This window comes from Saccharomonospora piscinae (assembly GCF_005862235.1).
GTDB classification, from domain to species: domain Bacteria; phylum Actinomycetota; class Actinomycetes; order Mycobacteriales; family Pseudonocardiaceae; genus Saccharomonospora; species Saccharomonospora piscinae.
In genome coordinates this window covers 339,275-360,959 of sequence record NZ_VCEK01000004.1, presented here as the reverse complement: position 1 = coordinate 360,959, position 21,685 = coordinate 339,275, and the positions used below count along the sequence as shown (strand labels likewise).

The following is a 21,685-nucleotide window of genomic DNA, read 5'->3' as shown; positions in this document are numbered from 1 at the left end:
GCCCATTCCCGCTCCGCGGAGGGGCGCCGTTCGCATTTCCGCTCACGTGCGGTTCGCCACGGGCTCCATCGGGGTCAGGACTCCGCAGGTGTCCTCGATCGCCTGCGCGGCGTCGAACACGACGTCTTCCCGCCATGCCGGTCCGATCAGTTGCACACCGACCGGCCTCCCGTCGACGAGCCCGGTCGGCACGGCGACGGCGGGTGCTCCGACGGCGGTGGACCAGGTCGCGAGCGTCATCGAACGGCCGAAGCGACGCTTCTGTTCCGCAGAGCTGGACTCCTGCCCTGGCGCGAACGACGCTCGGGTGCTGACCGGGCCGAGCAGGAGCGGTGTGTCCACCGCCCGCTGGGCCCACGCCCGGCGGACGGTCAGCTGCCGGGCCGCGCGGTCGAGATAACCCTCGAGGTCCAGCGGTGGGTGTTCGTCGAGGTCGAAGTCGATGTAGCGCGAGGCTTCCGGGCCGACGAGCGCGCTGATCGCGGGCCAGTTCCCGGCGAACTCGGTGAGGACCATGCCCGTGTACACCTCCAGCGCCTCGTCGAGCATCGGCACCTCGGCCTCGACGACGTGGTATCCGCTGTCGGCGAGCGCCTGAGCCGCGTCGTCGAGCGCGGTGACGACGGCCCGGTCCACACCGTGCCCACCCGGATCGCGAACGATGCCGACCGTGCGAGCGAGTTCCGGCCCGCGCAGCGGCGCCGGCACGGCTCGTGGATCACGTGGATCGGCCCCGGCGAGCACGTCGAACACGGCGCGCAGGTCGGCCACGGTCCGCGCGAGCGGGCCGTCGACGGGGAACAACGCCGCGGCCGGTGAGGGATCGGCCGAGCCGATCCGGTGATCGGCGGGAACCCGGCCGGGTGTCGGCTTCAGCCCGGCGACGCCACAGAACTGCGCGGGAAGCCGTGTCGAACCCCCGGAGTCGTTCCCGAGTCCACAGGCGGCCAGCCCGGCGGCCACGGCCACGGCGTCGCCACCGCTGCTCCCGCCCGGGGTGACATGCGGGTCCCACGGGTTCACGGTGTCGCCGAACAGTTCGCTGCGCGGGTGCATGCCGGTCAGCGTCAGGGTCGGCATGTTCGTGTGACCGATCACGACGGCGCCGGCACGGCGCAGCCGGTCCACCGGCGGGGCGTCGACCCTGGCCACGCGGTCGGCGAAGGCCCGCAGGCCGTGTGTCGTCGCGAGCCCGGCGACGTCGGTCGTCTCCTTGACCGTGACCGGGACTCCGGCGAGGGGGCCGACAGCGTCGCCACGCGCCACGGCGTCGTCGATGGCCGCCGCGTCGCGCCGCGCCTCGTCGTCACGGCGGGAGGTCACGGCCGCCAGCGACGGGTTGAGGCGATCGAGGCGGGCCAGGTGGGCCCTCAGGACTTCGGCCGCGCTGGCTCGGCCGGACGCGACCGAGCTCCGGATGCGTGTCGCCGTCCAGGTGGTCGGATCGTGCACAGTGGCGGTCATGGCGCTTAAGATACACATATGTCTCTGGATTCAGCAGTGAATTTGAAAGTTTGCGGGAGCTCTCGTGGCTAGGCGGCTGTCCCGTCGGGAATCGCAGGAACTCACCCGGTCCCGGCTGCTTGCCGCAGCCGCCGAGGTGTTCGCGGAGGTGGGGGTGGCAGGGGCTTCGGTCGAGCGGATCGCCGATCGAGCCGGCTACACACGGGGAGCGTTCTACGGCCACTTCGCCGACAAGGACGCCCTCGTCGCGGCACTGCTGGCGGCGCGAACCCGCCGCGAGCGCGACGAGGTGGCCGAACTCGCCGAGGCCGAGGACGACCCCTGGGAAGCACTGCGCGCCTGGCACCGCACGCGCTCGGCCCACGTCGAGGAATGGCTGGCGCTTCGCCTGGAACTGGTTCGCGACGCGCTCCAGCGCACACCCGGCAGGCGCTCGCCGCTCGCCGACCGGGAGCAGTTCGCTCGCGAAGCGCTGACCGGCGCCGTGGCGCACGAGCTGGGGATCGATGCCACCGAGGCTTCGTTTCCCGCCCTCGTGATCCACGCGCTGGAGGACGGCCTGGCCATCCAACGCGCCCTCGATCCGGAGTCGATCCCGGCCGATGCGGTGGTGGCGGCCACCGAGCTGATCCTGCGCGGCGCACGCCGGGCGACCCAACAGCCGGAACGCTGACGTCGGCAGCCCGTCGCACCGGCCGCGACACCCACCCGAGACGTGACTCAAATCACACTTATTTCTGTGATCCGAGTCACCACCGATAGTGGTCAAGCGACTCCGCACCGTGAGCAGACCCGCTGGTCGGCGGCAGGTCGCGGCCAAACCTGTTCCTCTCCAATCGCGTTCCTTTCCCGACAATCCCCAAAGAACAATTCGCTGTGTACAGCGTGGACGTGTTTACCGTTCTGTGTCGCCGAAAACGGCGGCCGGAAGTCCTAAGAGGAGTTCCTGAACGCGCAAATCCACACGGAGGAAACATGTCCCGACACGCTTTCGCGCGATCCGTGGCCGTGCTGGCCGTCGGAGCGTCGGCGCTGCTGAGCACCCCGGCCGTGGGATCGGCCATGATGAACCAGAACGCGAACGCCGCCGGTGGTGGCGGGAAGCCTCCCTCTACCGCGGTGAAGGACAAACCGAAGCCGGGCGGCAACGTGGGCAAACCCGCGGCTCCCGACGGGGAACGCATCGTCGACCTCGCCGCCCGGCACGCCGGTGACCCCTACGTCTACGGGGCCGAGGGACCCGACCGATTCGACTGCTCCGGCCTCTCGCAGTACGTCCACGCGAGGGCGGGAATCGACCTCCCCCGGACGTCGAGCCAACAGCGGGCCGCGCTGCCCCATGTCCCCAAGAGTGAGATGCGCCCCGGCGACCTCCTGTTCTTCCACGAGGGCGGCCGCGTGTACCACGTCGGCATCTTCGCGGGAGAGAGCCGGATGTGGGCCGCACCCGAACCGGGCGACGTGGTCAAACTGCAGCACATCTGGACGGATTCGTTCACCGTCGGCCGGGCTTGGTGACGGGTCACGGGAACTCCTGGGACACTGTCCGCGTTGTCTGTTTCAGCGCATCCAACAACCCGGGAGTAGCCCATGGGAACCACGATCACGGTGATCGTGCTCCTGCTGATCGTCGTCGCCGGTACGGCCTATCTCGTGCGGTCCCAGGCGCAGGCCAAACAACGCCGGGTGGAGGACGCCAAAGCCGACGCCCGCCGGTGGGTGGAACGCCTCGGCGGGCAGGTTCTGAACCTGACCGGTACCGACCTGGCGTCACAGCAGGCACTGGCCGACGCGAGCGAGCGGTACACCGCCGCGGGTTCCGAGATGGAACGCGCCGAAACCGCCGAGCAGGCACAACTCGCCAAGCAGACCGCGCTGGAAGGGCTCTACTACGTCCGTGCGGCACGGACGGCGATGGGCATCGACCCCGGTCCCGCGCTGCCCGACGACCCCGAACGCGAGCGCGCGGGCAAGGTGACCGAGCACCGGTCGGTCGACGTCGAGGGCCAGCACTACGAGGCGTCGCCGCAGCCGACGTCGAACACCCCGCACTACTACCCCGGCGGGCGCGTCGCGGGTCGCCCGGTCCCCCAGGGCTGGTACAGCGAGCCGTGGTGGAAGCCCGCCCTCGTCGCCGGCGCATGGGGCCTCGGCTCCATGCTGCTGTTCTCCACAATGTTCTCCGGGATGGCCGGAATCCCGAGCGCCGAAGCCTGGGAAGACGGCTACGACGCCGGCCAGGAGGACGCGATGGAGAGCGGTGACGGCGGCGACGCGGGAGACGGAGGTGACGCCGGAGGCGGTGACGACTTCGGCGGCGGCGACTTCGGCGGTGGTGATTTCGGCGGCGGCGACTTCGGAGGCGACTTCGGAGGGTTCTAGGCGAGTCACGCCGACTGGCAGGCCGGACACCAGTACAGGTTCCGGCCTGCCAGTTCCGTCCGGGCCACCGGCGTGTCACACACGAGGCACGGCTGCCCGGCCCTGCGGTAGACGTAGACCTCGCCACCGTGCCGGTCGTTGCGGGGTCGCCTGCCGGTGACGTCGGGGTGGTGCTCCTCGGCGACGGTGTCGATCCGGCCCACCCTGACACCCTCGCCCATCAGGTGACGCAGATCGGCCCATATCGCGTCCCAGCGCTCGCGCGACAGTGATCGCCCCGGCGTCGCCGGGGGTACGCGCTGGCGGTACAACACCTCGGCCCGGTAGACGTTGCCCACTCCGGCGACCACCGACTGGTCCATGAGCAGAGTGGCCACCGACGCCCGCGAGCGACAGACCCGCCGCCACGCCCGGTCTGGGTCGGCGTCGGAACGCAGGGGGTCCGGGCCCAGCCTGCCGACGAGCGCCTCGACCTCGGGCGCACTCAGCAGTTCGCACCGGGTGGGTCCGCGCAGGTCGGTGAAGTGCGTCCTGCCCACCAGCCGCATCCGTACCTGCCCCACGGGTTCGGCGACCGGAAGCACGGCCTCGGTGAACATTCCGTAGAGTCCGAGATGGACATGCACTGTCCCGTGTGGACCGTAGTGGTGGAACAGGTGCTTTCCGTGCGCCTCCACCGACGTCAGGACCTGTCCGGTGAGCGCGGCCGCCTCGGCGGAGAAGCGCCCCTGCGGGCTGGACACCCGCACCGGCGTACCCGCGTAACGCCGCCGGTGCAGCCGCGCCAGCCGGTGCAGGGTGTGTCCCTCGGGCATCAGTCCCGCGGCAGCGGCGGCGGCGTGCCGGTGCGCTCGTACTCCGTGATCTGCCTGATCCGGCGGAGGTGCCGCTCGTCCTCGGACGGCGGTGTGGTCACGAACGCGTCGACGATCTCGGCTGCCTCACCGACGGTGTGCATGCGGGCACCCACCCCGATCAGCTGCGCGTGGTTGTGCTCGCGGGTGAGCCGGGCCGTCTCGACGCTCCACGCCAGACCGGCTCGGGCACCGGGGACCTTGTTCGCCGCGATCTGCTCGCCGTTGCCCGAACCGCCGATGACGACGCCGAGGCTGCCCTCGTCGGCGACCACCCTGCGGGCGGTCTCGACACAGAACGCGGGGTAGTCGTCGGCGGCGTCGAAGACGTGGGGGCCGACGTCGGTCACCTCGTGGCCCTGCCCGCGCAGGTGTTCGACGAGGTGGTTCTTCAACTCGTAACCGGCATGGTCGCTTCCGAGGTACACGCGCACGGCTGCTCAGTCTGCCATCTCCGCGACCGCCCCACGCAGCCGCCCGCCTACGCTGCACCCATGACGGAAACGGTCCCCGCGCCACGCTGGCGTGAACTCGCGCCCGGGGTGTTCACGCGCCGTTATGCCGGATGGGACCTGTCGGTGGGCCTGGTCGTGGGCGCGGCACGGTGCCTGGTGGTGGACACGCGCGAGGGCCCGGACGAGGGCGCCGAACTCGCCGCGGCCGTCCGCGAGATCACGTCACTGCCGTGGAGCGTCGTGCTCACGCACGACCACTTCGACCACGCCGACGGCCTGCCTGCCTTCCTGCCGTGCGAGGTGTGGGCCCATCCCGCCTGCGCGGCCGCGCTGCGCGAGCGCGACCGCGCGGTGCCGGATTACCGGCCCGTCGACGGGAGGGTCGAACTCGACCTCGGCGGGCGCAGCGTGGTGCTCGACCATCCGGGCGCGGCCCACAGCCGGGGCGATGTGTACGTCCACGTGCCCGGCACCGGAGTGGTCTTCGCGGGCGACCTCGTGGAGCACGTGCCGGGTGGCTCGTTCGGCACCGAGTCGTTCGGTGCGGACACCACGCTCGCCGGTTGGCCGCCCGCCCTCACCCGGCTGCTCGGCCTCGCACCGCACACGGTGGTGCCGGGTCACGGCGAGGTTGTCGGACCGGGCTTCCTCGCCCGCTGCCGCCACGAGTTGCGGCTGTTGCTGGACCTGCACCACGCCGTGCGGAACGGTGAGCTGAGCCCGGACGCGGCGGCGGCGCGCTCACGACTGCCCGCCGACGTGACGGTCGCCGCCCTCGCCGCACCCGGCTGAGGCGAACTCAGTCGAACGACAGCGACCCCGTGCGGGTGCGCTTGAGCTCGAAGAAGTCCGGGTAGCTGGCCAGCGCCCTCGCGCCCTCGAAGACCCGGACGGCGTCCTGGCCCTTCGGGATCGACGAGAGCACGGGGCCGAAGAAGGCCACGCCGTCGACGTGCAGGGTCGGGGTGCCCACGTCCATGCCCACCGGGTCCATGCCCTCGTGGTGGCTGGCTCGCAGCGCCTCGTCGTAGTCGGTGGAGCCCGCCGCTGCCAACACGTCCGGGGAGCCGCCCACCTGCTCGACGGCCTGCTTCAGCACCAACTCGACGTCCTTGGTGTCCTCGTTGTGATAGCGGGTGCCGAATGCGGTGTAGAAGTCGCGCAGCACCTCCTCGCCGTGCTCCCGGGCGAGCGCGATCGCCACGCGGACCGGACCCCACGCCTGATCCAGCAACTCGCGGTAGCCGGGGTCGAGGTCACGTCCCTCGTTGAGCACGGCGAGGCTCATCACGCGAAAGCGGAGGTCGATGTCGAGCTGCCGCTCGACCTCCAGAATCCATCGCGACGTGATCCACGCGAACGGGCACATGGGGTCGAAGTAGAAGTCGACCTTCGTGCGCTCGGAACGGTCCGTCATCGCCTCTCCTCACCGTGACTGGTGTCGCCGGGAGCCGGGTAGCCGGGTCCCCAGTGACGACCAACAGCGCGCCCGGGCGCGTTGTTCCCGTCGCCACACCACGCGGCGCATGATTGGATGCGCTCAGCACATGTGGGAACGCGGCGGCCGCGACCGCCGTCCCCGTCCGAACCATCGTCGACAAGCGCAGAGGTGCCCGTGCCCGCCCCGAATCTGACCCGTGTCCAGGCCCAGCAGCGTGCCGAGGCCCTGGAGGTCGCTCACTACGACATCGCACTCGATCTGACCGACGGCCGGGGTAATCCCGGGCAGGGCACGTTCTCGTCCTCGACGCGGGTGTCGTTCTCGGCCGCCCGGCCGGGCGAGTCGAGCTGGGTGGACATCGTGGCCGCCGACGTCAGCGAGGCTGAGCTCAACGGCCTCGCACTGGACGTCTCGCAGTACGTCGAGGACGAGGGGCTGGCGTTGCCGGAACTGGCGGCGTCGAACGAGCTGGTGGTGCGCGCCGACTGCCGCTACATGAACACCGGGGAGGGACTGCACCGCTTCGTCGACCCGGTCGACGGCGGGGTGTACCTGTACACCCAGTTCGAGACCGCCGACGCCAAGCGGATGTTCGCCTGTTTCGACCAGCCGGACCTCAAGGCCACCTACCGGATGACGGTGACCGCACCCCGGGACTGGGTGGTGGTGTCCAACGCGGCGGTGGCCCAGCGGCAGGACACCGCCGACGGGGCGGTGCGCGTCGAGTTCGAGACCACCGAACGGCTCTCGACCTACCTGGTCGCGCTCATCGCGGGTCCCTACGCGCAGTGGCACGACACCTACCGCGACGAACACACGACCATCCCGCTGGGCCTGTACTGCCGGGCCTCGCTGGCCGAGCACATGGACGCCGAACGGCTGTTCACCGAGACCAAGCAGGGCTTCGGCTTCTATCACCAGGCCTTCGGCGTGACCTACCCGTTCAGCAAGTACGACCAGCTGTTCGTGCCCGAGTTCAACGCCGGTGCCATGGAGAACGCCGGCGCGGTGACCTTCCTTGAGGACTACGTCTTCCGCAGCCGCGTCACCCGCTACGCCTACGAACGCCGCGCCGAGACACTGCTCCACGAGATGGCGCACATGTGGTTCGGCGATCTGGTCACCATGCGCTGGTGGGACGACCTCTGGCTCAACGAGTCCTTCGCCACCTTCGCCAGCGTGCTCGCCCAGGCCGAAGCCACCGAGTACACCGGAGCCTGGACCAGCTTCGCCAACATCGAGAAGTCCTGGGCCTACCGCCAGGACCAGCTCCCCTCCACCCACCCCATCGCCGCCGACATCGTCGACCTGCACGCGGTCGAGGTCAACTTCGACGGCATCACCTACGCCAAGGGCGCCAGCGTCCTCAAGCAACTCGTGGCCTACGTCGGACTCGACAACTTCCTCGCCGCGCTCAAGGTCTACTTCGCCAAACACGCCTACGGCAACGCCACCCTCGCCGACCTGCTCGCCGCACTCGAAGAGGCATCCGGGCGCGACCTGTCCTGGTGGAGCGCGCAATGGCTGCAGACCACCGGGCTCAACACCCTGCGCCCCCACTACGAACTCGACGACGACGGGAACTACCGCAGCTTCACCGTCACCCAGACCGGGGCCGAACCCGGGGAGGGTGAGTACCGCACCCACCGCATCGCCGTCGGCGTCTACGACGACACCGGCACGGGCACCCTCACCCGCACCCACCGCGTCGAACTCGACATCACCGGCCAGCAGACCGAGGTCGGTGACCTCGTCGGTGTCCCGGCCGGGGCGCTCGTCCTCGTCAACGACGACGACCTCACCTACTGCGCCATGCGACTCGACACCACGTCCCTGACGACCCTCGTCGACCGCATCGCCGACATCACCGATCCGCTGCCGCGCACCCTCTGCTGGTCGGCGGCCTGGGAGATGACGCGCCAGGCCGAACTCAAGGCCCGCGACTTCGTCACGCTCGTGCTCCGTGGCATCCACGCCGAGACCGAGGTCGGGGTCGTGCAGCGGCTGCTGCTCCAGACCCAGACGGCGTTGAACTCCTACGCACAGCCGTCCTGGGCCGCCGAGCAGGGCTGGCCGTCGTTCACCGCCCGGCTGCTGGAGCTGGCCCGCGCGGCCGAACCGGGTTCGGACCACCAACTCGCGTTCGTCAACTCACTCGCCGGCGCCGTGCTCGACGCGGCGGCGCTCGACGCCCTGTCCGGCTGGCTGGACGGCAGCGCGCCGCTGGCCGGCCTGACGGTGGACACCGACCTGCGGTGGCGGCTGCTGCACGCCCTCGTCGCCCACGGCCGCGCCGGTGCCCCCGAGATCGACGCCGAGCTGCGGCGCGACGACACGGCGACCGGGCGCAGGCACGCCGAACGCGCGCGGGCACTCCGGCCGACGCCGGAGTCCAAGGCGGCGGCCTGGGAGCGTGCCGTCTACGACGACGAGTCGCCGAACGCGGTCAACGAGGCCGTCATCGCGGGCTTCTCGCATCCGGCGCAGAAGCACCTGCTCGGCGACTACACACAGCGCTACTTCGACATGCTCGACGAGGTGTGGGGCCGCCGCTCCAGCGAGCGGGCTCAGCCGACGGTGCTTGGCCTGTACCCGTCGTGGGAGGTGTCGCAGGGCGGCATCACAGCGGCCGACGCCTGGCTGGAAGGGGCACACGCGGCCGCGTTGCGGCGCCTGGTGACCGAGGGCCGCGCGGGGGTCGTGCGGGCGCTGGCGGCCCGGCGCTTCGACGAGAGCTGACTCGGCAGTGATGACGAAGGCCGCCGTCCCGGGTGGGGCGGCGGCCTTCGTCGTGTTCGTGGCGCTGTCAGCCGCGGGGCGGCGAGCCAGCCTGGTCGGCCATCATGCGCAGGCCGCTGACCAGCCCACCGATCAGATCGCCCTCCTTGAAGGAGGCGACCATGCTCATGACGGCGAGCTTCGCGCCGCGATCGGAGAGGCGTTGCAACGCGCGGGCGCCGGTGACCACCTCGACGGCGCGTTCACCCGGCGACACCGCGATCAGCACGGCGTCGTCACCGGTCGCGCCGAGCGTGTCGTGCAGCGACTCCGCTCCCGTGCGCGGCTCGTCTCCGAGCTCACCGAGATAGATGCTGAAGTGGAGCTCGGTCTCCCTGCTGGCCAGGGTCAGGGCCTCGTCGAGGCGCGCCAGCTGCGCCGTCGTGAAGGGCCCGGACGGAGTAGCCGGCTCGTACATCTGCGCCACGGACAGTCGGCCGCTCGCCGTGACCGCGGCGCCCGGTTGGAGCTCCGTGCCCTCCAACCCGGTGGACGGGCTCTCGCGGGTCAGTTCACCAGTTCCCACTGGCACCTCCTCGGACCGTGGACGGGGTGGCGTCGCCGTCGGCGTCGCCCGAGTGGTGCTCGCCCGCACCCTCCGGGTTGGCGGTCCACCACGCCGGTGGATAGTCCCATGCCTGTCCTGGCCGGTAGCGGGGGCGGCTGGCGAACTTCGACCGCAGCGTCACCAGAGCGAAGAAGCCGTAGATGGCCAGTGGTATCGCCACGAAGACCAGGATCGTCTCGAGGATGCTCACGGCCGCAGGGTATCCGACCGGGCGCACAGGCGCCTCACCTGCCACGGTGAAGCGCCGAGAACCGTCGGCGAGCACGGGGTGCGATCCGGCCCCCGCGTCACCCGCTTGCCGTGTCGATCATCCCACGATGAGCGGATAGCTTGCTCGCGAAAGGTTGCAATTCCACGTACGTGCGGGGGCACCCGCCTTCATGACCTTGTTCGGCACCGCAATCACTCGTACGTTTTTCACCTGTACGGGCCTTGCGCCCCGCCCCCCACCGCTACCAGGTCACCATTCGGTCACAGGAGGACCTGCCATGTTCACCATTTCGAGCGTTCCCACCCCCGAGGCCCACTCCGTCGCTCGCGGTACCCGCGTCACGTGCGGCACTCGCGTTACCTGCGGCACTCGCGTCACCCGTGGCACCCGGGTGACGCGCGGCACCAGGGTGACAGCGGGCACCCGCGTCACCCGCGGTACCCGGGTCACGCGCGGCACCAGGGTCACTGCCGGCACCCGCGTCACCCGCGGTACCCGGGTCACGCGCGGCACGCGGGTGACAGCGGGCACGCGCGTCACCAGTTGAGGCTCAGGCGCTCGACGGCCCGCGCCCCGGACTCACGCGGCAGGCGCTCCGAGATAGCGCCGCCACAGCGGGTCGCTCTCCCTGGCGTGCGCGAGCAGCTTCCAGTGCGGCCCGTGCGGCTCCCTCGGCACGACACGCAACACCCAGCCCAGCTCGGTCAGCAGCCGGTCCGCCTTGCGATGGTTGCACCGTGCGCAGCACGCGACGCAGTTCTCCCACGAGTGCGCACCACCCCGGCTGCGCGGCACCACGTGGTCGACGGTCTCCGCTTTGCCGCCGCAGTAGGCGCACCGGAACCGGTCCCGGTGCATCAGGCCCGCCCGGGTGAGCGGAACCTGGGCTCGGTAGGGTACCCGCACGTAGGTGCTGAGCCGGATCACCGACGGTACGTCCACGCTCATCGTGGCCGAGTGCAGCCGCAGGCCCGTGGGGTCCTCGTGAACGACCTCCGCCTTGCCGCAGACCAAGAGCACGATGGCGCGCCGAAGCGGTAGCGCCGTGAGCGGTTCGAACGTGGCGTTGAGCAGCAACACCCTCCGCCTGCCCAGCCCCGGCCCTGTCGTTGCCGGGCCGCCGGTGTCGGGAGGCTCACCACGCCGCCGGGCCACCGCCCGCGCGGCCCTGGCCACCCTGGCGGGCGGGCCCGCGGTCGGCAGGCCGGTCACAGCCGCGTTCGCCGGAACGCAGGTCGTGATCATCTCCGGCGTGGTCCCGGCAGGCTGCCGGGACCGCACGCCGTCGGGGCTGGGTTGTCGGTCTGGCACGCGACCACCTCCACCGGTGCAGCCCTAGTCGACCACAAACACCACCGGTCACGCACGTGCGTTCTGCCACGAGAGACGGCTCGGTACGGTGGCGGGCGTCAACTTTCCGGCCCACACACCCCGATCGAGGCCCCCCGGCCCAACCGGCCGTGTGCTGTGTCACATCATGGAGGGAGTGCCGAGCAGCGGTGGAACAGTTCCTCAGCGAGCAGCCCGCGTGCGTCGCCGACAAGGGCACCTGGTGCTACCAGGTCTGGGAGATCACGGGTAACGAGTGGCTGGCGGCCTCGGCCGACTGGCTCGTGGCGCGCCCACTGGCGATCCTGCTGATCCTGATCGGCGCCGTGATCATCCGCTATGCCGTCCGCAAACTGATCGACCGCCTCACGCGCACACCGGCGGACGGCGGGGGCAAACTGCCCGCGCTGCTGCGACCCCTGAAGGACCGTGCTCCGGAGATGCTCGGGCCGGTCGTGCTGGAACGGCGGAGGCAGCGAGCCCAGACGATCGGCTCGGTCCTCAAGTCGATCACCAGTGTGGTCGTGTTCGGCCTGGCGTTCGTCCTCATCCTGGGCGAGCTGGGCATCAACCTCGCTCCGATTCTCGCCTCGGCCGGGATCGTGGGTGTGGCCATCGGTTTCGGTGCGCAGAACCTCGTGCGGGACTTCCTGTCCGGCATCTTCATGATGCTGGAGGACCAGTACGGCGTCGGTGACGTCGTGGACGTCGGCGAGGCCATCGGCACCATCGAGACGGTCGGGCTGCGCATCACGACGCTGCGCGACCTCGGCGGCACGGTCTGGTACGTCCGCAACGGCGAGATCCTGCGCGTCGGCAACTTCAGCCAGGGCCACGCGGTCGCCGTGGTGGACGTGCCGATGGGTTACGACACCGACGTCACCAAGGCCACCGCCGTCCTGGAGCAGGTGGCGCAGGAAGCCGCGCAACTGGCGTCCATCGCTCCCGACGTGCTGGAGGACCCTGAGGTACTGGGCGTGGAGAACGTCACAGCGGAGGCCGTCCAGTTCCGGCTGACCACCAAGGTGCGGCCCGGCCGTCAGTGGGCCGTGCAGCGCGCGCTGCGAGCAGAGATCATGCGGGCGCTCGAACGTGAGGGTTTCCAACCGCCGCTGGGTCGCTTCCTGGGAGCGATGCGCGGCCGGGAGGGCGAGGCCGCCGGCTGACGCGCGGCACAATGGAGAGGTGACAGACGTGAGCGATGCCCAGCACTCCCCACCGCCCGAACCCGGGTCGTTCTACGACGCGGTGGGAGGCGAGGAGACCTTCCGCAAGCTCGTCGCTCGGTTCTACGCCGAGGTCGCCGAGGACGAGGTCCTGCGGCCCCTGTATCCCGAGCAGGATCTCGGGCCCGCCGAGGAGCGCCTGAGGCTGTTCCTCATGCAGTACTGGGGCGGCCCGCACACCTACTCGGACCGGCGGGGCCATCCCCGGCTGCGGATGCGGCACATGCCGTTCAAGATCGGCCCGATCGAGCGGGACGCCTGGCTGCGCGCCATGCGGATCGCGGTGGACGAGTGCGGCATCACGGAACCGCACCGCACCCAGCTCTGGAACTACCTGGAGATGGCAGCCCACTCCCTGATGAACAGCTGGGATTGAGCCGAGGGCCCCGGCTCGCGCTCGGCGTGCCGGGGCCCTCGGTCAGCTCACGTCGTCAGCTCAGCGTCCCTTTCCGTAGGACGGCTGGGTCTGCGCGTTGAACTCGTCGAAGCGCACCGAGTTCGCGGGTGCGGTCCTCGGGTCCCTGATGTGCAGCACATCGAAACCCTTCTGGATGTCGGACGAGTAGATCCGGCCGTTGTAGTAGTACGCCGACCACGATCCCGCCGTGATGTTCTCGGTGTCCGACAGCGGGCCGCGCTCGAAGTAGGCGATCTCCTCCGGCTTGTCCGAGTCGGTGAACTCCCACACGGACACCCCGCCCTGGTACCAGGCCTGCACCATGATGTCGCGGCCCTCGACCGGGATCAGCGACCCGTTGTGGGCCACGCAGTTCTCGGTCTCGCCCTGGTGGCGCGGGATCTTGTAGTAGCTGCGGAACTCCAGCTCGGAGTCGTCGCCGCTGCCGGTGAGGTCGTAGATGCCGTTGGCGCCGCGCTCGGGCCCTACCTCCTCGTTACAGGTCGCCATGCCGCCGCCACCGAGCTCGTCGGTGAACACGACCTTCGTGCCCTCGTTGTTGAAGGTGGCACTGTGCCAGAACGCGAAGTTGGTGTTGTCCTGCACGCGCTCGACGACCTTCGGGTTCATCCGGTCGCTGATGTCGACGAGGATGCCGTCACCCATGCAGGCCCCCGCCATGAGGTCCTTCTCCGGGTACGCGGTCAGGTCGTGGCATCCCGTGGTCTGCCGCGAGTAGCCGTCGCCGGAGTTGCCGCCCTCGGGGAACAGCACCGGCTCGGACACCAGCTTCGCGTCCTGCGGGCGCTCGGTCGGGACCTCGACGATCGACACCTTGTCGTGCGGCGGCTGGCAGTTCGGCAGGTCCGGAGCCGGCGAGTACGACGACACGTAGAGCAGAACCGAGCCCCGCTCGGGCGCGGGCACCATGGTGTGCGTGTGCGAACCGCAGTCGGTGCGCACGGCGGAGACGTACTCCGGGTTGGCGAGGTCGCTGATGTCGAAGACCTTCATGCCCTCCCAGGAGTCCGGGTTCGACGCGGGCGCCGCCTCGCTCGTGCAGGAGTCGTTGGTGCGGGCGTAGTCGGTGGACACGAACAGCAGGTCACCCGACACCGAGACGTCGCCCTGCCCGCCGGGGCACAGCACCTGGCTCACGACCCTGGGGTTGTTGGGCCTGCGCACGTCGTAGATCGTGAAGCCGTTGTAGTTGCCGACGATCGCGTGGCCCTTCGTGAACGCGATGTCACTGTTGAAGGCGTCCTGTCCCTCGAACGGGCCTTCCTTCGGCAGGTTCGCGACGTGCCCGATGTTCTTGCTGTGGACCACCTCGTCCACGTCGGGAATGTCGTTCTGGGCCGCTGCGGGCGCACTGAGTCCTGTGACGACGAGCGCGGCGGCTCCGGCCAGGACCACGCCCAGCCGTCCACGTCTCCGAATTGTGTTCACTCTCTGTTCTCCTCTCCCCCATCCGGGCGGTGAACAATCGAGTCATTGTGGTCACGCAGCGGCCCCCGGGGATAGCGACGAATGGACGGTTTTTGTGGTTGCCGAGGGTGACGGCTTGACGCGACCGGGTGTCCCCCGGTTCCCTTACTCGCATGCGTGGTGGCCTGGCGGCCGGACTGGCCGTGTTCGTGATGGTGCTCGGTGGTTGCACGGCGGAGGACGACTCCCCGGACTCCGCCGAGGGGTCCGGGCCCGACGTGATCGTGCCGGAGGGGCCCGGTGAGGAAGCCGGCGTCGTCCCCGGCGAGCAGGCGGCGGAGCACGCGCCCGAGACCGCGGTGGCCGACGCCGACGTGGACTACATGCTCGGGATGATCCCGCACCACGAGCAGGCGCTCGTCATGACCGAGCTGGTGCCCGAACGCGCCGACAGCGCCAAGGTCAAGAGCATCGCGGAGCGCATCGAAGTGACGCAGGACGGCGAGATCGGCGTGATGCGCTCGTGGCTCGACCAGTACGCGCAGGGAGCGGACCCTGGTCAGCACGGGCACGGCGGGCAGCACGGCCTGATGCCCGGCATGGCGACGCCGGAGCAGCTGGACGCACTACGCGCGGCCGAGGGCGAGGAGTTCGACCGGCTCTTCTGCGAGCTCATGATCACGCACCACGAGGGTGCCCTCACGATGGCCGAGGACTACCTGCCCGACGGCCTGGAACCCCGCGCGCTGGCCATGGCACAGGAGGTCGTGACCACGCAGAACGCGGAGATCGAGCACCTGCGCGAGATGATGCCCTGACCGGCGAGCTCCCCCGTCACGGCCGAGGGCCCACGTCTGTGCGCCACACCCTGCGAATCAGCCGGCTCGGAGCGAACTTCTGGCAGGCCGTGTCCGCAGGTTAGGTAGCCGTGTCCGCAGGTTAGGTAGCCGTGTTTGCGCGGCACGATGCGGACACGACTCAGAACAGCAGCGGCAGCAACGCCCGGCGACGACGCAGCACCGCGCCGTAGCGCGCGTCGAGCCGCAACCACGTGTCCGTGGCCGACACGCGCACGACGTCGCCGGACAGCGACGAGTTCACGAACCCCATGCCCGACAGCGCGAGCAGGCACCGCATCGGCACCGTCACCTCGACGTCGGAGCCCGTAACCGTCAGCACGTTCTGGTCCAGCAGCGACACGGGCGGAGTGCCCTGCGGCCCCACGTTGTCGCGGGCCAGTTCCACACCCCGGTCGGCGAGGTCGCTGATCACCGGAACCGGCAGGTCGTCGACGGCTCGCCACTCACCGCCCGCCGGCAGTTCGGAGCGCCACAGCAGATCCCGCGACGGGCCGGGGTCCATCCGGTCGCTGCGGGCGACGGTGAGCGCGGCGAGCAGTTCGTTCCCGGACACGGTGATGTCCGAGGGGCTCAACTCGCCGACGACGGCCCTGGTGACCAGCACCTCGAAGGGCGTGCTCGCCCAGACCTCGACCACCGATTCGTCCCGGCGGCGCAGGCGGACCAGCGCCTGCGCGTCGAGCCGCACCGCCCGCGCGACGAACGCGCCCAGGCTCTCCCGGTCTCCCGCGTCAGGAATCCGTAGCTCAGTCACGCCTGTCCTCCGCTCGGCACGTGTTCGGTGAGCAACGCCCGCTCGGCGACGGTCAGCCTGCGCGGTCGCCCTCGATCGAGGTCGTAGGGCGCGAGCACCGTCGCCGCGGTCGCCGCCAGTGGATCATGCGCCGCGGAGCCACCGCGCACGCGGTAGTCGAGCGTGAAGGAGGCGTGGCGCAGGTCGGCGAGCGCGATCTCGACGCGCACCGCGCTGCCGTCGACCACGATCGGTGCCCGGTAGTCCACGCGCAGGCGCACCACCACGATGCCCTTCGCGAAGTCCGCGAGCCCGCCCGGCGGCGCTGTGCCCGTGCCGCCCGTGCCGCCCGTGCCGTCACCGAACAGCAACGGTACCCGGGCCTCCTCCAGCAACGTCACCAGGCTGGCGTGGTTGACGTGCCCGAAGGCGTCCATGTCCGACCAGCGCGGCCGCACCAGGGTCACGTACCGCGTGCTGTCCTGCCTCATCACACCGCCACGTCAGCGGACCGTGCCGCGGATCTGCCGCACGGCCACCGAGAGCGTCGCCAGGTCGAGCCTGCCGGAGGTCTCGATCTCGTCCAGCGTGACCCGCGCGCGGGCCAGCCGCGACGAGTTCGCCTGCTCCCACTGCGCGATCTTGTCGTCGACGTGGTCGTCCGGCTCGCTGTGCCGCAGCGCGTCCAGCGTGATCGCCCGCATCGACGAGTACAGGTCGTCGCGCAGGGCGAGGCGGGCGAGTGCGTGCCAACGGTTGCCGCGTTCCAGTGCGTTGACCGACGTGAGCATCCGATCCATACCCAGGTGGTCGGACAGCGCGTAGTACAGCTCGGCGGTCTCCTCGGGGCTGCGCTCGGCGGCCAGTCCCACCTCCCGCTCGGCCAGTTCCGCGACCTCCACGATGTCGAGCAGGGAATAGCTCGGCAACAGCATGGAGACCCGCCGCGCGAGATCCTCCGGCACGCCCTCGGCCACCAGCGTCTCCGCCTCGCGGCAGACGGTGTCGGCCTCCCGTCCGCGCAACAGGCCACCCAGCTTCGGCACCAGTGTGGCGACCGGCTCGGCGAACCGGCTGATCTCGGCGCCGACGGCCAGCGGCTGCGGCCGGTTGGTGAGGAACCACCGTGCCGCCCGGTCGAGCAGGCGCCGGGTCTCCAGCACCATCGTGTCGGCCACGTCGGTCGAGACCACGTTGTCGAGTTCGGCGATCCCCTCCCACACCGAGGGCAGGTCGTAGACGCCGGTGACGACCGCGAAACCACGCACCGCGTCGGTGGCCGTCGCGTTCAGTTCCTCCGCGAGCCGGAACGCGTACGACACTCCGGCCCCGTCGACGACCTCGTTCACCAGCAGTGTGGTGGTGACCTGCCGGCTCAGCGGGTGTTTCGGGATCTCGGCGGCGAAGGCGTCGCGCAACGGCGCCGGGAAGTACTCGGGCAGCCTGCGCGCGAAGACGTCGGCGTCCGGCAGGTCGCTCGCGAGGATCTCGTCCTTGAGGTCGAGCTTCACGTGCGCGAGCAGGGTCGCGAGCTCGGGCGAGCTCAGCCCCTCGCCGTCCTTCTCGCGGGCGGCGAACTCGGACTCGCTCGGCAGCGCCTCCAGCTCGCGGTCGAGCGCGCCCTTCTCCTCCAGCGCCGCGACCACCCTGCGGTGGACCGACAGCATGGGAGCGGCGTGCGCCCGGCTGACCCCGAGCACGGTGTTCTGCCGGTAGTTGTCGGCCAGCACCAGCTCGCCGACCTCGCCGGTCATGTCCTCCAGCAGCGTGTTCCGCCGGTCCTCGTCCAGCTCTCCGCTGGCCACAAGCTGGTCGAGCAAAATCTTGATGTTGACTTCGTGGTCGGAGCAGTCGACCCCGGCCGAGTTGTCGAGCGCATCGGTGTTGATCTTGCCGCCGTGCCGGGCGAACTCGATGCGGCCCCGCTGCGTGAAGCCGAGGTTGCCGCCCTCGCCGACGACCTTCACGCGCAGCTCGCCACCGTTGACGCGCACCGCGTCGTTGGCCTTGTCGCCCGCCTCGTCGTGGCTCTCGCCGCTCGCCTTGACATACGTCCCGATTCCGCCGTTCCACAGCAGATCCACCGGCGCCAGCAACGCCGCCCGGATCAGCTCGGCCGGTGACATCGTCGACACGTCGTCGGCGAGTCCGAGCGCACGCCGGACCTGCGGGCTGACCGGGATCGTCTTCGCCGACCTCGGATAGATCCCGCCGCCCTCACTGATCAGCGAGCGATCGTAGTCCTCCCAGGACGACCGGGGCAGCGCGAACAGCCGCTCGCGCTCCCGGTACGAGGCCGCCGCGTCCGGATCGGGGTCGAGGAACACGTGCAGGTGGTTGAACGCCACCACGAGCCGGATGTGCTCAGAGAGCAGCATCCCGTTACCGAAGACGTCACCAGCCATGTCGCCGACACCGACGACCGTGAAGTCCTCGCGCTGGGTGTCCTTGCCCAGTTCGCGGAAGTGGCGCCGGACGCTCTCCCACGCGCCCTTGGCCGTGATGCCCATGGCCTTGTGGTCGTAGCCACGTGAGCCGCCCGAGGCGAACGCGTCGCCCAGCCAGAACCCGTAGCCCGCCGCGACCTCGTTCGCGATGTCGGAGAACGTGGCCGTGCCCTTGTCCGCGGCCACGACCAGGTAGTTGTCGTCACCGTCGTAGCGCACCACGTCCGTCGCGGGCACGGTGACGCCGTCCACGAGGTTGTCGGTGAGGTCCAGCAGGCCGGAGATGAACATGCGGTAGCAGGCGATGCCCTCCCGCTGCTGGTACTCGCGGTCGATACCCGGGTCGCCGGTCGCCGACGGCGGCTGCTTGACCACGAACCCGCCCTTGGCGCCCACGGGCACGATCACGGCGTTCTTCACCGCCTGCGCCTTGACCAGCCCCAGCACCTCGGTGCGGAAGTCCTCACGGCGGTCCGACCACCGCAGGCCGCCCCGCGCCACCGACCCGAAGCGCAGGTGTACCCCCTCCACCCTGGGCGAGTACACGAAGATCTCGTACGCGGGCCGGGGTTCCGGCAGGTCCGGCACCCGCTGCGGGTCGAGCTTGAACGCCAGGTACGGCCGGTACTCCCCGTCCGCGTCGGTCACCCAGTAGTTCGTCCGCAGCGTCGCCACGATCACCGACAGCAGCCGCCGCAGGATGCGGTCGGTGTCCAGACTGGTCACCGCGTCGACGAGCGCGTTGATGTCGGCGACCTGGGCATCGGCGTCCTCGGCGCGGTGAGCGCTGTCCCGCTCCGGCGCGAAGCGCACCTCGTAGAGCCGGACCAGTGCCCTGGCGATCTCGGTGTGCGCCAGCACCGCGGCCTCGATGTAGTCCTGCGAGTAGGGCGAGCCCGCCTGGCGCAGGTAACGCGAATAGGCCCGGAGCACCGCGACCTGCCGCCACGTGAGCCCCGCGCGCAGCACCAGCGCGTTGAACCCGTCCGTCTCCGCGAGACCGTGCCACGCGGCCGCGAACGCCTCCTGGAACCGGACCCGCAGGTCCTCCTCGGCGGCCTCTCCCAGCTCGGCGAGCACCTTCGGGTCGATCCGCAGCCCGAAGTCGTAGATCCAGCACTGGTGGCCGTCCTCGGTCTGGACCTCGTACGGCCGCTGGTCCACCACCACGACGCCCATGCGCTGCAACATCGGCAGCAACGTCGACAGCGTCACGCCCTCGCGCAGGTACAGCTTGAACCGGCGTTGTCCGGGCTCCGCGTCGGCGGGCAGGTAGAACGACATGTCCAGCGCGTCGTCCCCGCCGAGCCCTTCCAGGCGCCGCAGGTCGGCGAGCGCCGTCGCGGCGTCGAAGTCCTCCTTGTACGCCTCGGGGAACGCCGACGCGAAGCGCTGCGCCTGCTCGGTGGCGGACTCCTCACCGGCCAGCGTCACCGCCTTGCCGTTGTTCGCCCGCGCCCTCCGCTCGGCCAGGATCGCCTCGACCAGCGAGTCGTCCCAGGTCCGGACGGCTTCGTTGAGCCGTTCCTGGATGCGCAGCGTGTCGGGCTCGCCGTCGGCACCGGGCTCGGTGCGGACCGTGAAGTGGATCTGCGCGAGCAGCGTCTCACCGAGCCGCGTGCTGTACTCCAGCGACGTGCCGTCCAGTTCGTCGAGCAGCACCCGCTGCATGGCCAGCCGCGACCGCGTCGTGTACCGGTCGCGCGGCAGGAAGACCAGGCACGAGTAGAACCGGCCGTACGGGTCCCTGCGCAGGAACAACCGCAGCCTGCGGCGGTCGGCCAACGTGATGGCCCCCGTCGCGGTCGCGTACAGCGAGTCCGAGTCGGCCGACAGCAGATCGGCCAGTGGCCAGTTCTGCAGCACCTCCAGCATGCGCTGGCCCGAGTACGACGCCATCGGGAACCCGGCCCGGCGAATGACCTCCCGCACCCGGCGGTTCACCACCGGGATGTCGAGCACGTCCTCGTGCAGTGCCGACGAAGTGAACATGCCGAGGAAGCGGTGCTCCCCCGTGACCCGGCCCGCGTCGTCGAACGTCTTGATTCCCACGTAGTACGGGAAAATCGGCCGATGCACAGTGGACGGTGAGCTGGCGTGGGTCAGCACCAGCAACGTCGGGGACAGGACCCGGGACGCGGTGTCCGGCCCGGTCGTGAGACTGCGGGCGGTGAAGCTGTCCTGCCGCAGCACCCCCAGCCCGGTCGCCAGCACGGCCCGCAGAACGGGCTCGTCGCCGGTCTCCGACTCCGGAACCACCTCGTAGTGCCGATAGCCGAGGAACGTGAAGTGTCCGTCGGCCAGCCAGCGCAGCAGCGCCGCGCCCTCGCCGACCTCCTCCTCGGACAGCGGCGGGGGACGCTCGTCCAGCGCGGCGGCGATACCGGTCGCCGCCTGCCGCATCTTGTCGGTGTCCTCGACGACCTCGCGGACGTCGCTCAGTACCGCGCCCAGCCGGTTGTCGAGGTCCCGCGCCCTGGCGGGATCGCCGATGGGATCGATCTCCAGATACATCCACGACTCGGCGGAGGCACTCGGCGGAGGATCCGCGACGTCGGCCTTCGGATGCACTTCCTGCAGTGTCCCGGTGACGTCGCGGCTGACCACCACGATGGGATGCACGATGCGCTGCACCTGAACACCGCTGCGCGACAGCTCGGCCGCCACCGAGTCCACCAGGTAGGGCATGTCGTCCGTGACGACCTGGACCACCGTGGCCTCGCGGGCCCAGCCGTCGTGCGCGGCGTTGGGGTTGAACAGCCGGACCACCGGCCTGCCGGGCACGCGCTGCCCGGCGAGGTCGAGGTGCGCACGAACCGCCCCGACGAGGTCGGTGGGGTCGTCGCCGAGGATCTCCTCGGCGGGCACGAGCCGGTAGTACAACCGCACCAGCTCGGCGATGTCCGGGGCCTGCGCGGCGGCGGCCTCCACCAGTTCGTCGCGGATTTGCTCCGGGCTGCGCGCTCGTCCGGCCAGGTCGGTGTGCCCGTCCTCGGTGCCGGGGTGGGTCGGTGTTCCGGTCGACTTCATCTCAGGCAACCCAAGTCTCCACTGTCCTGGCTAGACCCCAACGTCACGCCTCTCACGGCTATGGTCACATGCCGTCCGCGCG

The 21,685-nt window shown here is 70.3% G+C and carries 19 protein-coding genes; 8 read left to right on the top strand and 11 right to left on the bottom strand.

The annotated features are described in order from the left end of the window. Window positions 1-42 precede the first annotated feature (42 nt). On the bottom strand, window positions 43-1,464 hold the full coding sequence (locus FFT09_RS18005; protein WP_081194946.1) for an amidase: 1,422 nt from the start codon (window positions 1,462-1,464) through the stop codon (window positions 43-45). A 64-nt stretch (window positions 1,465-1,528) separates the two neighbouring features. On the opposite strand from FFT09_RS18005, the gene FFT09_RS18000 reads away from it, so the two are divergent. From FFT09_RS18000 to FFT09_RS17990, 3 genes are all read left to right on the top strand, one after another. Continuing rightward, entirely contained in the window at window positions 1,529-2,137 is a 609-nt protein-coding gene (locus FFT09_RS18000; RefSeq protein ID WP_081194944.1) for a TetR/AcrR family transcriptional regulator, read from the top strand. Window positions 2,138-2,439: 302 nt separating this feature from the next. After that, window positions 2,440-2,982 carry a C40 family peptidase gene (locus tag FFT09_RS17995; protein ID WP_081194942.1) on the top strand — a complete coding sequence of 181 codons (543 nt, stop codon included), beginning with the start codon at window positions 2,440-2,442 and terminating at the stop codon, window positions 2,980-2,982. A gap of 72 nt (window positions 2,983-3,054) precedes the next feature. After that, on the top strand, window positions 3,055-3,846 hold the full coding sequence (locus tag FFT09_RS17990; RefSeq protein WP_081194940.1) for a hypothetical protein: 792 nt from the start codon (window positions 3,055-3,057) through the stop codon (window positions 3,844-3,846). A gap of 5 nt (window positions 3,847-3,851) precedes the next feature. On the opposite strand, the gene FFT09_RS17985 is transcribed toward FFT09_RS17990, so the two are convergent. Both FFT09_RS17985 and FFT09_RS17980 read right to left on the bottom strand, forming a co-directional pair. Beyond that, window positions 3,852-4,661 (bottom strand): Fpg/Nei family DNA glycosylase, encoded by an 810-nt coding sequence (locus tag FFT09_RS17985; RefSeq protein ID WP_081194938.1) that lies wholly within the window; start codon window positions 4,659-4,661, stop codon window positions 3,852-3,854. After that, on the bottom strand, window positions 4,661-5,134 hold the full coding sequence (locus FFT09_RS17980; RefSeq protein WP_024875903.1) for a ribose-5-phosphate isomerase: 474 nt from the start codon (window positions 5,132-5,134) through the stop codon (window positions 4,661-4,663). Before FFT09_RS17980 ends, FFT09_RS17985 begins: the two co-directional genes overlap by 1 nt. A gap of 60 nt (window positions 5,135-5,194) precedes the next feature. Between FFT09_RS17980 and FFT09_RS17975 the strand changes: the two genes are divergently transcribed. Continuing rightward, the gene (locus tag FFT09_RS17975) at window positions 5,195-5,947 is read left to right on the top strand and encodes an MBL fold metallo-hydrolase (RefSeq protein ID WP_138383416.1); all 753 of its coding nucleotides are present in this window, start codon (window positions 5,195-5,197) and stop codon (window positions 5,945-5,947) included. A gap of 7 nt (window positions 5,948-5,954) precedes the next feature. On the opposite strand, the gene FFT09_RS17970 is transcribed toward FFT09_RS17975, so the two are convergent. Beyond that, on the bottom strand, window positions 5,955-6,572 hold the full coding sequence (locus FFT09_RS17970) for a mycothiol-dependent nitroreductase Rv2466c family protein (RefSeq protein WP_024875905.1): 618 nt from the start codon (window positions 6,570-6,572) through the stop codon (window positions 5,955-5,957). Between the two features lie 198 nt (window positions 6,573-6,770). Here FFT09_RS17970 and pepN point away from each other — a divergent pair, with 198 nt between their 5' ends. Next, window positions 6,771-9,335 (top strand): aminopeptidase N, encoded by a 2,565-nt coding sequence (gene pepN / locus FFT09_RS17965; protein WP_138383415.1) that lies wholly within the window; start codon window positions 6,771-6,773, stop codon window positions 9,333-9,335. A gap of 67 nt (window positions 9,336-9,402) precedes the next feature. On the opposite strand, the gene FFT09_RS17960 is transcribed toward pepN, so the two are convergent. The 3 genes from FFT09_RS17960 to FFT09_RS17945 all read right to left on the bottom strand — a co-directional run bounded on the left by FFT09_RS17960 (window position 9,403) and on the right by FFT09_RS17945 (window position 11,230). Beyond that, window positions 9,403-9,900 carry a DUF5130 family protein gene (locus FFT09_RS17960; RefSeq protein WP_024875907.1) on the bottom strand — a complete coding sequence of 166 codons (498 nt, stop codon included), beginning with the start codon at window positions 9,898-9,900 and terminating at the stop codon, window positions 9,403-9,405. Beyond that, complete coding sequence (gene ctaJ, locus FFT09_RS17955; RefSeq protein ID WP_138383414.1) at window positions 9,887-10,132, bottom strand: aa3-type cytochrome oxidase subunit CtaJ; 246 nt, start codon at window positions 10,130-10,132, stop codon at window positions 9,887-9,889. Before ctaJ ends, FFT09_RS17960 begins: the two co-directional genes overlap by 14 nt. Window positions 10,133-10,732: 600 nt before the next feature. Next, complete coding sequence (locus FFT09_RS17945; RefSeq protein ID WP_341869018.1) at window positions 10,733-11,230, bottom strand: HNH endonuclease; 498 nt, start codon at window positions 11,228-11,230, stop codon at window positions 10,733-10,735. A 422-nt stretch (window positions 11,231-11,652) separates the two neighbouring features. Between FFT09_RS17945 and FFT09_RS17940 the strand changes: the two genes are divergently transcribed. Both FFT09_RS17940 and FFT09_RS17935 read left to right on the top strand, forming a co-directional pair. Next, window positions 11,653-12,648, top strand: a complete 996-nt coding sequence (locus FFT09_RS17940; protein WP_138383412.1) for a mechanosensitive ion channel family protein — start codon at window positions 11,653-11,655, stop codon at window positions 12,646-12,648. Window positions 12,649-12,676: 28 nt separating this feature from the next. Beyond that, a complete protein-coding gene (locus FFT09_RS17935; protein WP_138383572.1) occupies window positions 12,677-13,084 on the top strand; it encodes a globin in 408 nt (135 codons plus the stop codon). A 60-nt stretch (window positions 13,085-13,144) separates the two neighbouring features. Here the strand turns inward: FFT09_RS17935 and FFT09_RS17930 are convergent, their stop codons facing one another. Further along, entirely contained in the window at window positions 13,145-14,554 is a 1,410-nt protein-coding gene (locus tag FFT09_RS17930) for an LVIVD repeat-containing protein (RefSeq protein WP_024875912.1), read from the bottom strand. A gap of 152 nt (window positions 14,555-14,706) precedes the next feature. Between FFT09_RS17930 and FFT09_RS17925 the strand changes: the two genes are divergently transcribed. Then, on the top strand, window positions 14,707-15,351 hold the full coding sequence (locus FFT09_RS17925) for a DUF305 domain-containing protein (protein WP_138383411.1): 645 nt from the start codon (window positions 14,707-14,709) through the stop codon (window positions 15,349-15,351). 160 nt (window positions 15,352-15,511) lie between these two features. Here FFT09_RS17925 and FFT09_RS17920 read toward each other — a convergent pair whose 3' ends face one another. The 3 genes from FFT09_RS17920 to FFT09_RS17910 are packed head-to-tail and all read right to left on the bottom strand — an operon-like array spanning window position 15,512 to window position 21,603. Then, complete coding sequence (locus FFT09_RS17920) at window positions 15,512-16,147, bottom strand: DUF8010 domain-containing protein (RefSeq protein WP_138383410.1); 636 nt, start codon at window positions 16,145-16,147, stop codon at window positions 15,512-15,514. Further along, window positions 16,144-16,617 (bottom strand): acyl-CoA thioesterase, encoded by a 474-nt coding sequence (locus tag FFT09_RS17915; RefSeq protein WP_138383409.1) that lies wholly within the window; start codon window positions 16,615-16,617, stop codon window positions 16,144-16,146. The genes FFT09_RS17920 and FFT09_RS17915 overlap by 4 nt, the downstream gene beginning before the upstream one ends. A gap of 12 nt (window positions 16,618-16,629) precedes the next feature. Then, window positions 16,630-21,603, bottom strand: coding sequence for an NAD-glutamate dehydrogenase (locus tag FFT09_RS17910; protein WP_208544450.1), 4,974 nt, complete (start codon window positions 21,601-21,603; stop codon window positions 16,630-16,632). Window positions 21,604-21,685: the final 82 nt, after the last annotated feature.

What these genes read in the sequence shown, in the direction of transcription:
- FFT09_RS17995 (WP_081194942.1), top strand. Translation starts at nt 2,440, where the DNA reads ATGTCCCGACACGCTTTCGCGCGATCCGTGGCCGTGCTGGCCGTCGGA.
- FFT09_RS17990 (WP_081194940.1), top strand. Translation starts at nt 3,055, where the DNA reads ATGGGAACCACGATCACGGTGATCGTGCTCCTGCTGATCGTCGTCGCC.
- FFT09_RS17915 (WP_138383409.1), bottom strand. Translation starts at nt 16,617, where the DNA reads ATGAGGCAGGACAGCACGCGGTACGTGACCCTGGTGCGGCCGCGCTGG.
- FFT09_RS17925 (WP_138383411.1), top strand. Translation starts at nt 14,707, where the DNA reads ATGCGTGGTGGCCTGGCGGCCGGACTGGCCGTGTTCGTGATGGTGCTC.
- FFT09_RS17985 (WP_081194938.1), bottom strand. Translation starts at nt 4,661, where the DNA reads ATGCCCGAGGGACACACCCTGCACCGGCTGGCGCGGCTGCACCGGCGG.
- FFT09_RS18005 (WP_081194946.1), bottom strand. Translation starts at nt 1,464, where the DNA reads ATGACCGCCACTGTGCACGATCCGACCACCTGGACGGCGACACGCATC.
- FFT09_RS17910 (WP_208544450.1), bottom strand. Translation starts at nt 21,603, where the DNA reads ATGAAGTCGACCGGAACACCGACCCACCCCGGCACCGAGGACGGGCAC.
- FFT09_RS17970 (WP_024875905.1), bottom strand. Translation starts at nt 6,572, where the DNA reads ATGACGGACCGTTCCGAGCGCACGAAGGTCGACTTCTACTTCGACCCC.
- FFT09_RS17975 (WP_138383416.1), top strand. Translation starts at nt 5,195, where the DNA reads ATGACGGAAACGGTCCCCGCGCCACGCTGGCGTGAACTCGCGCCCGGG.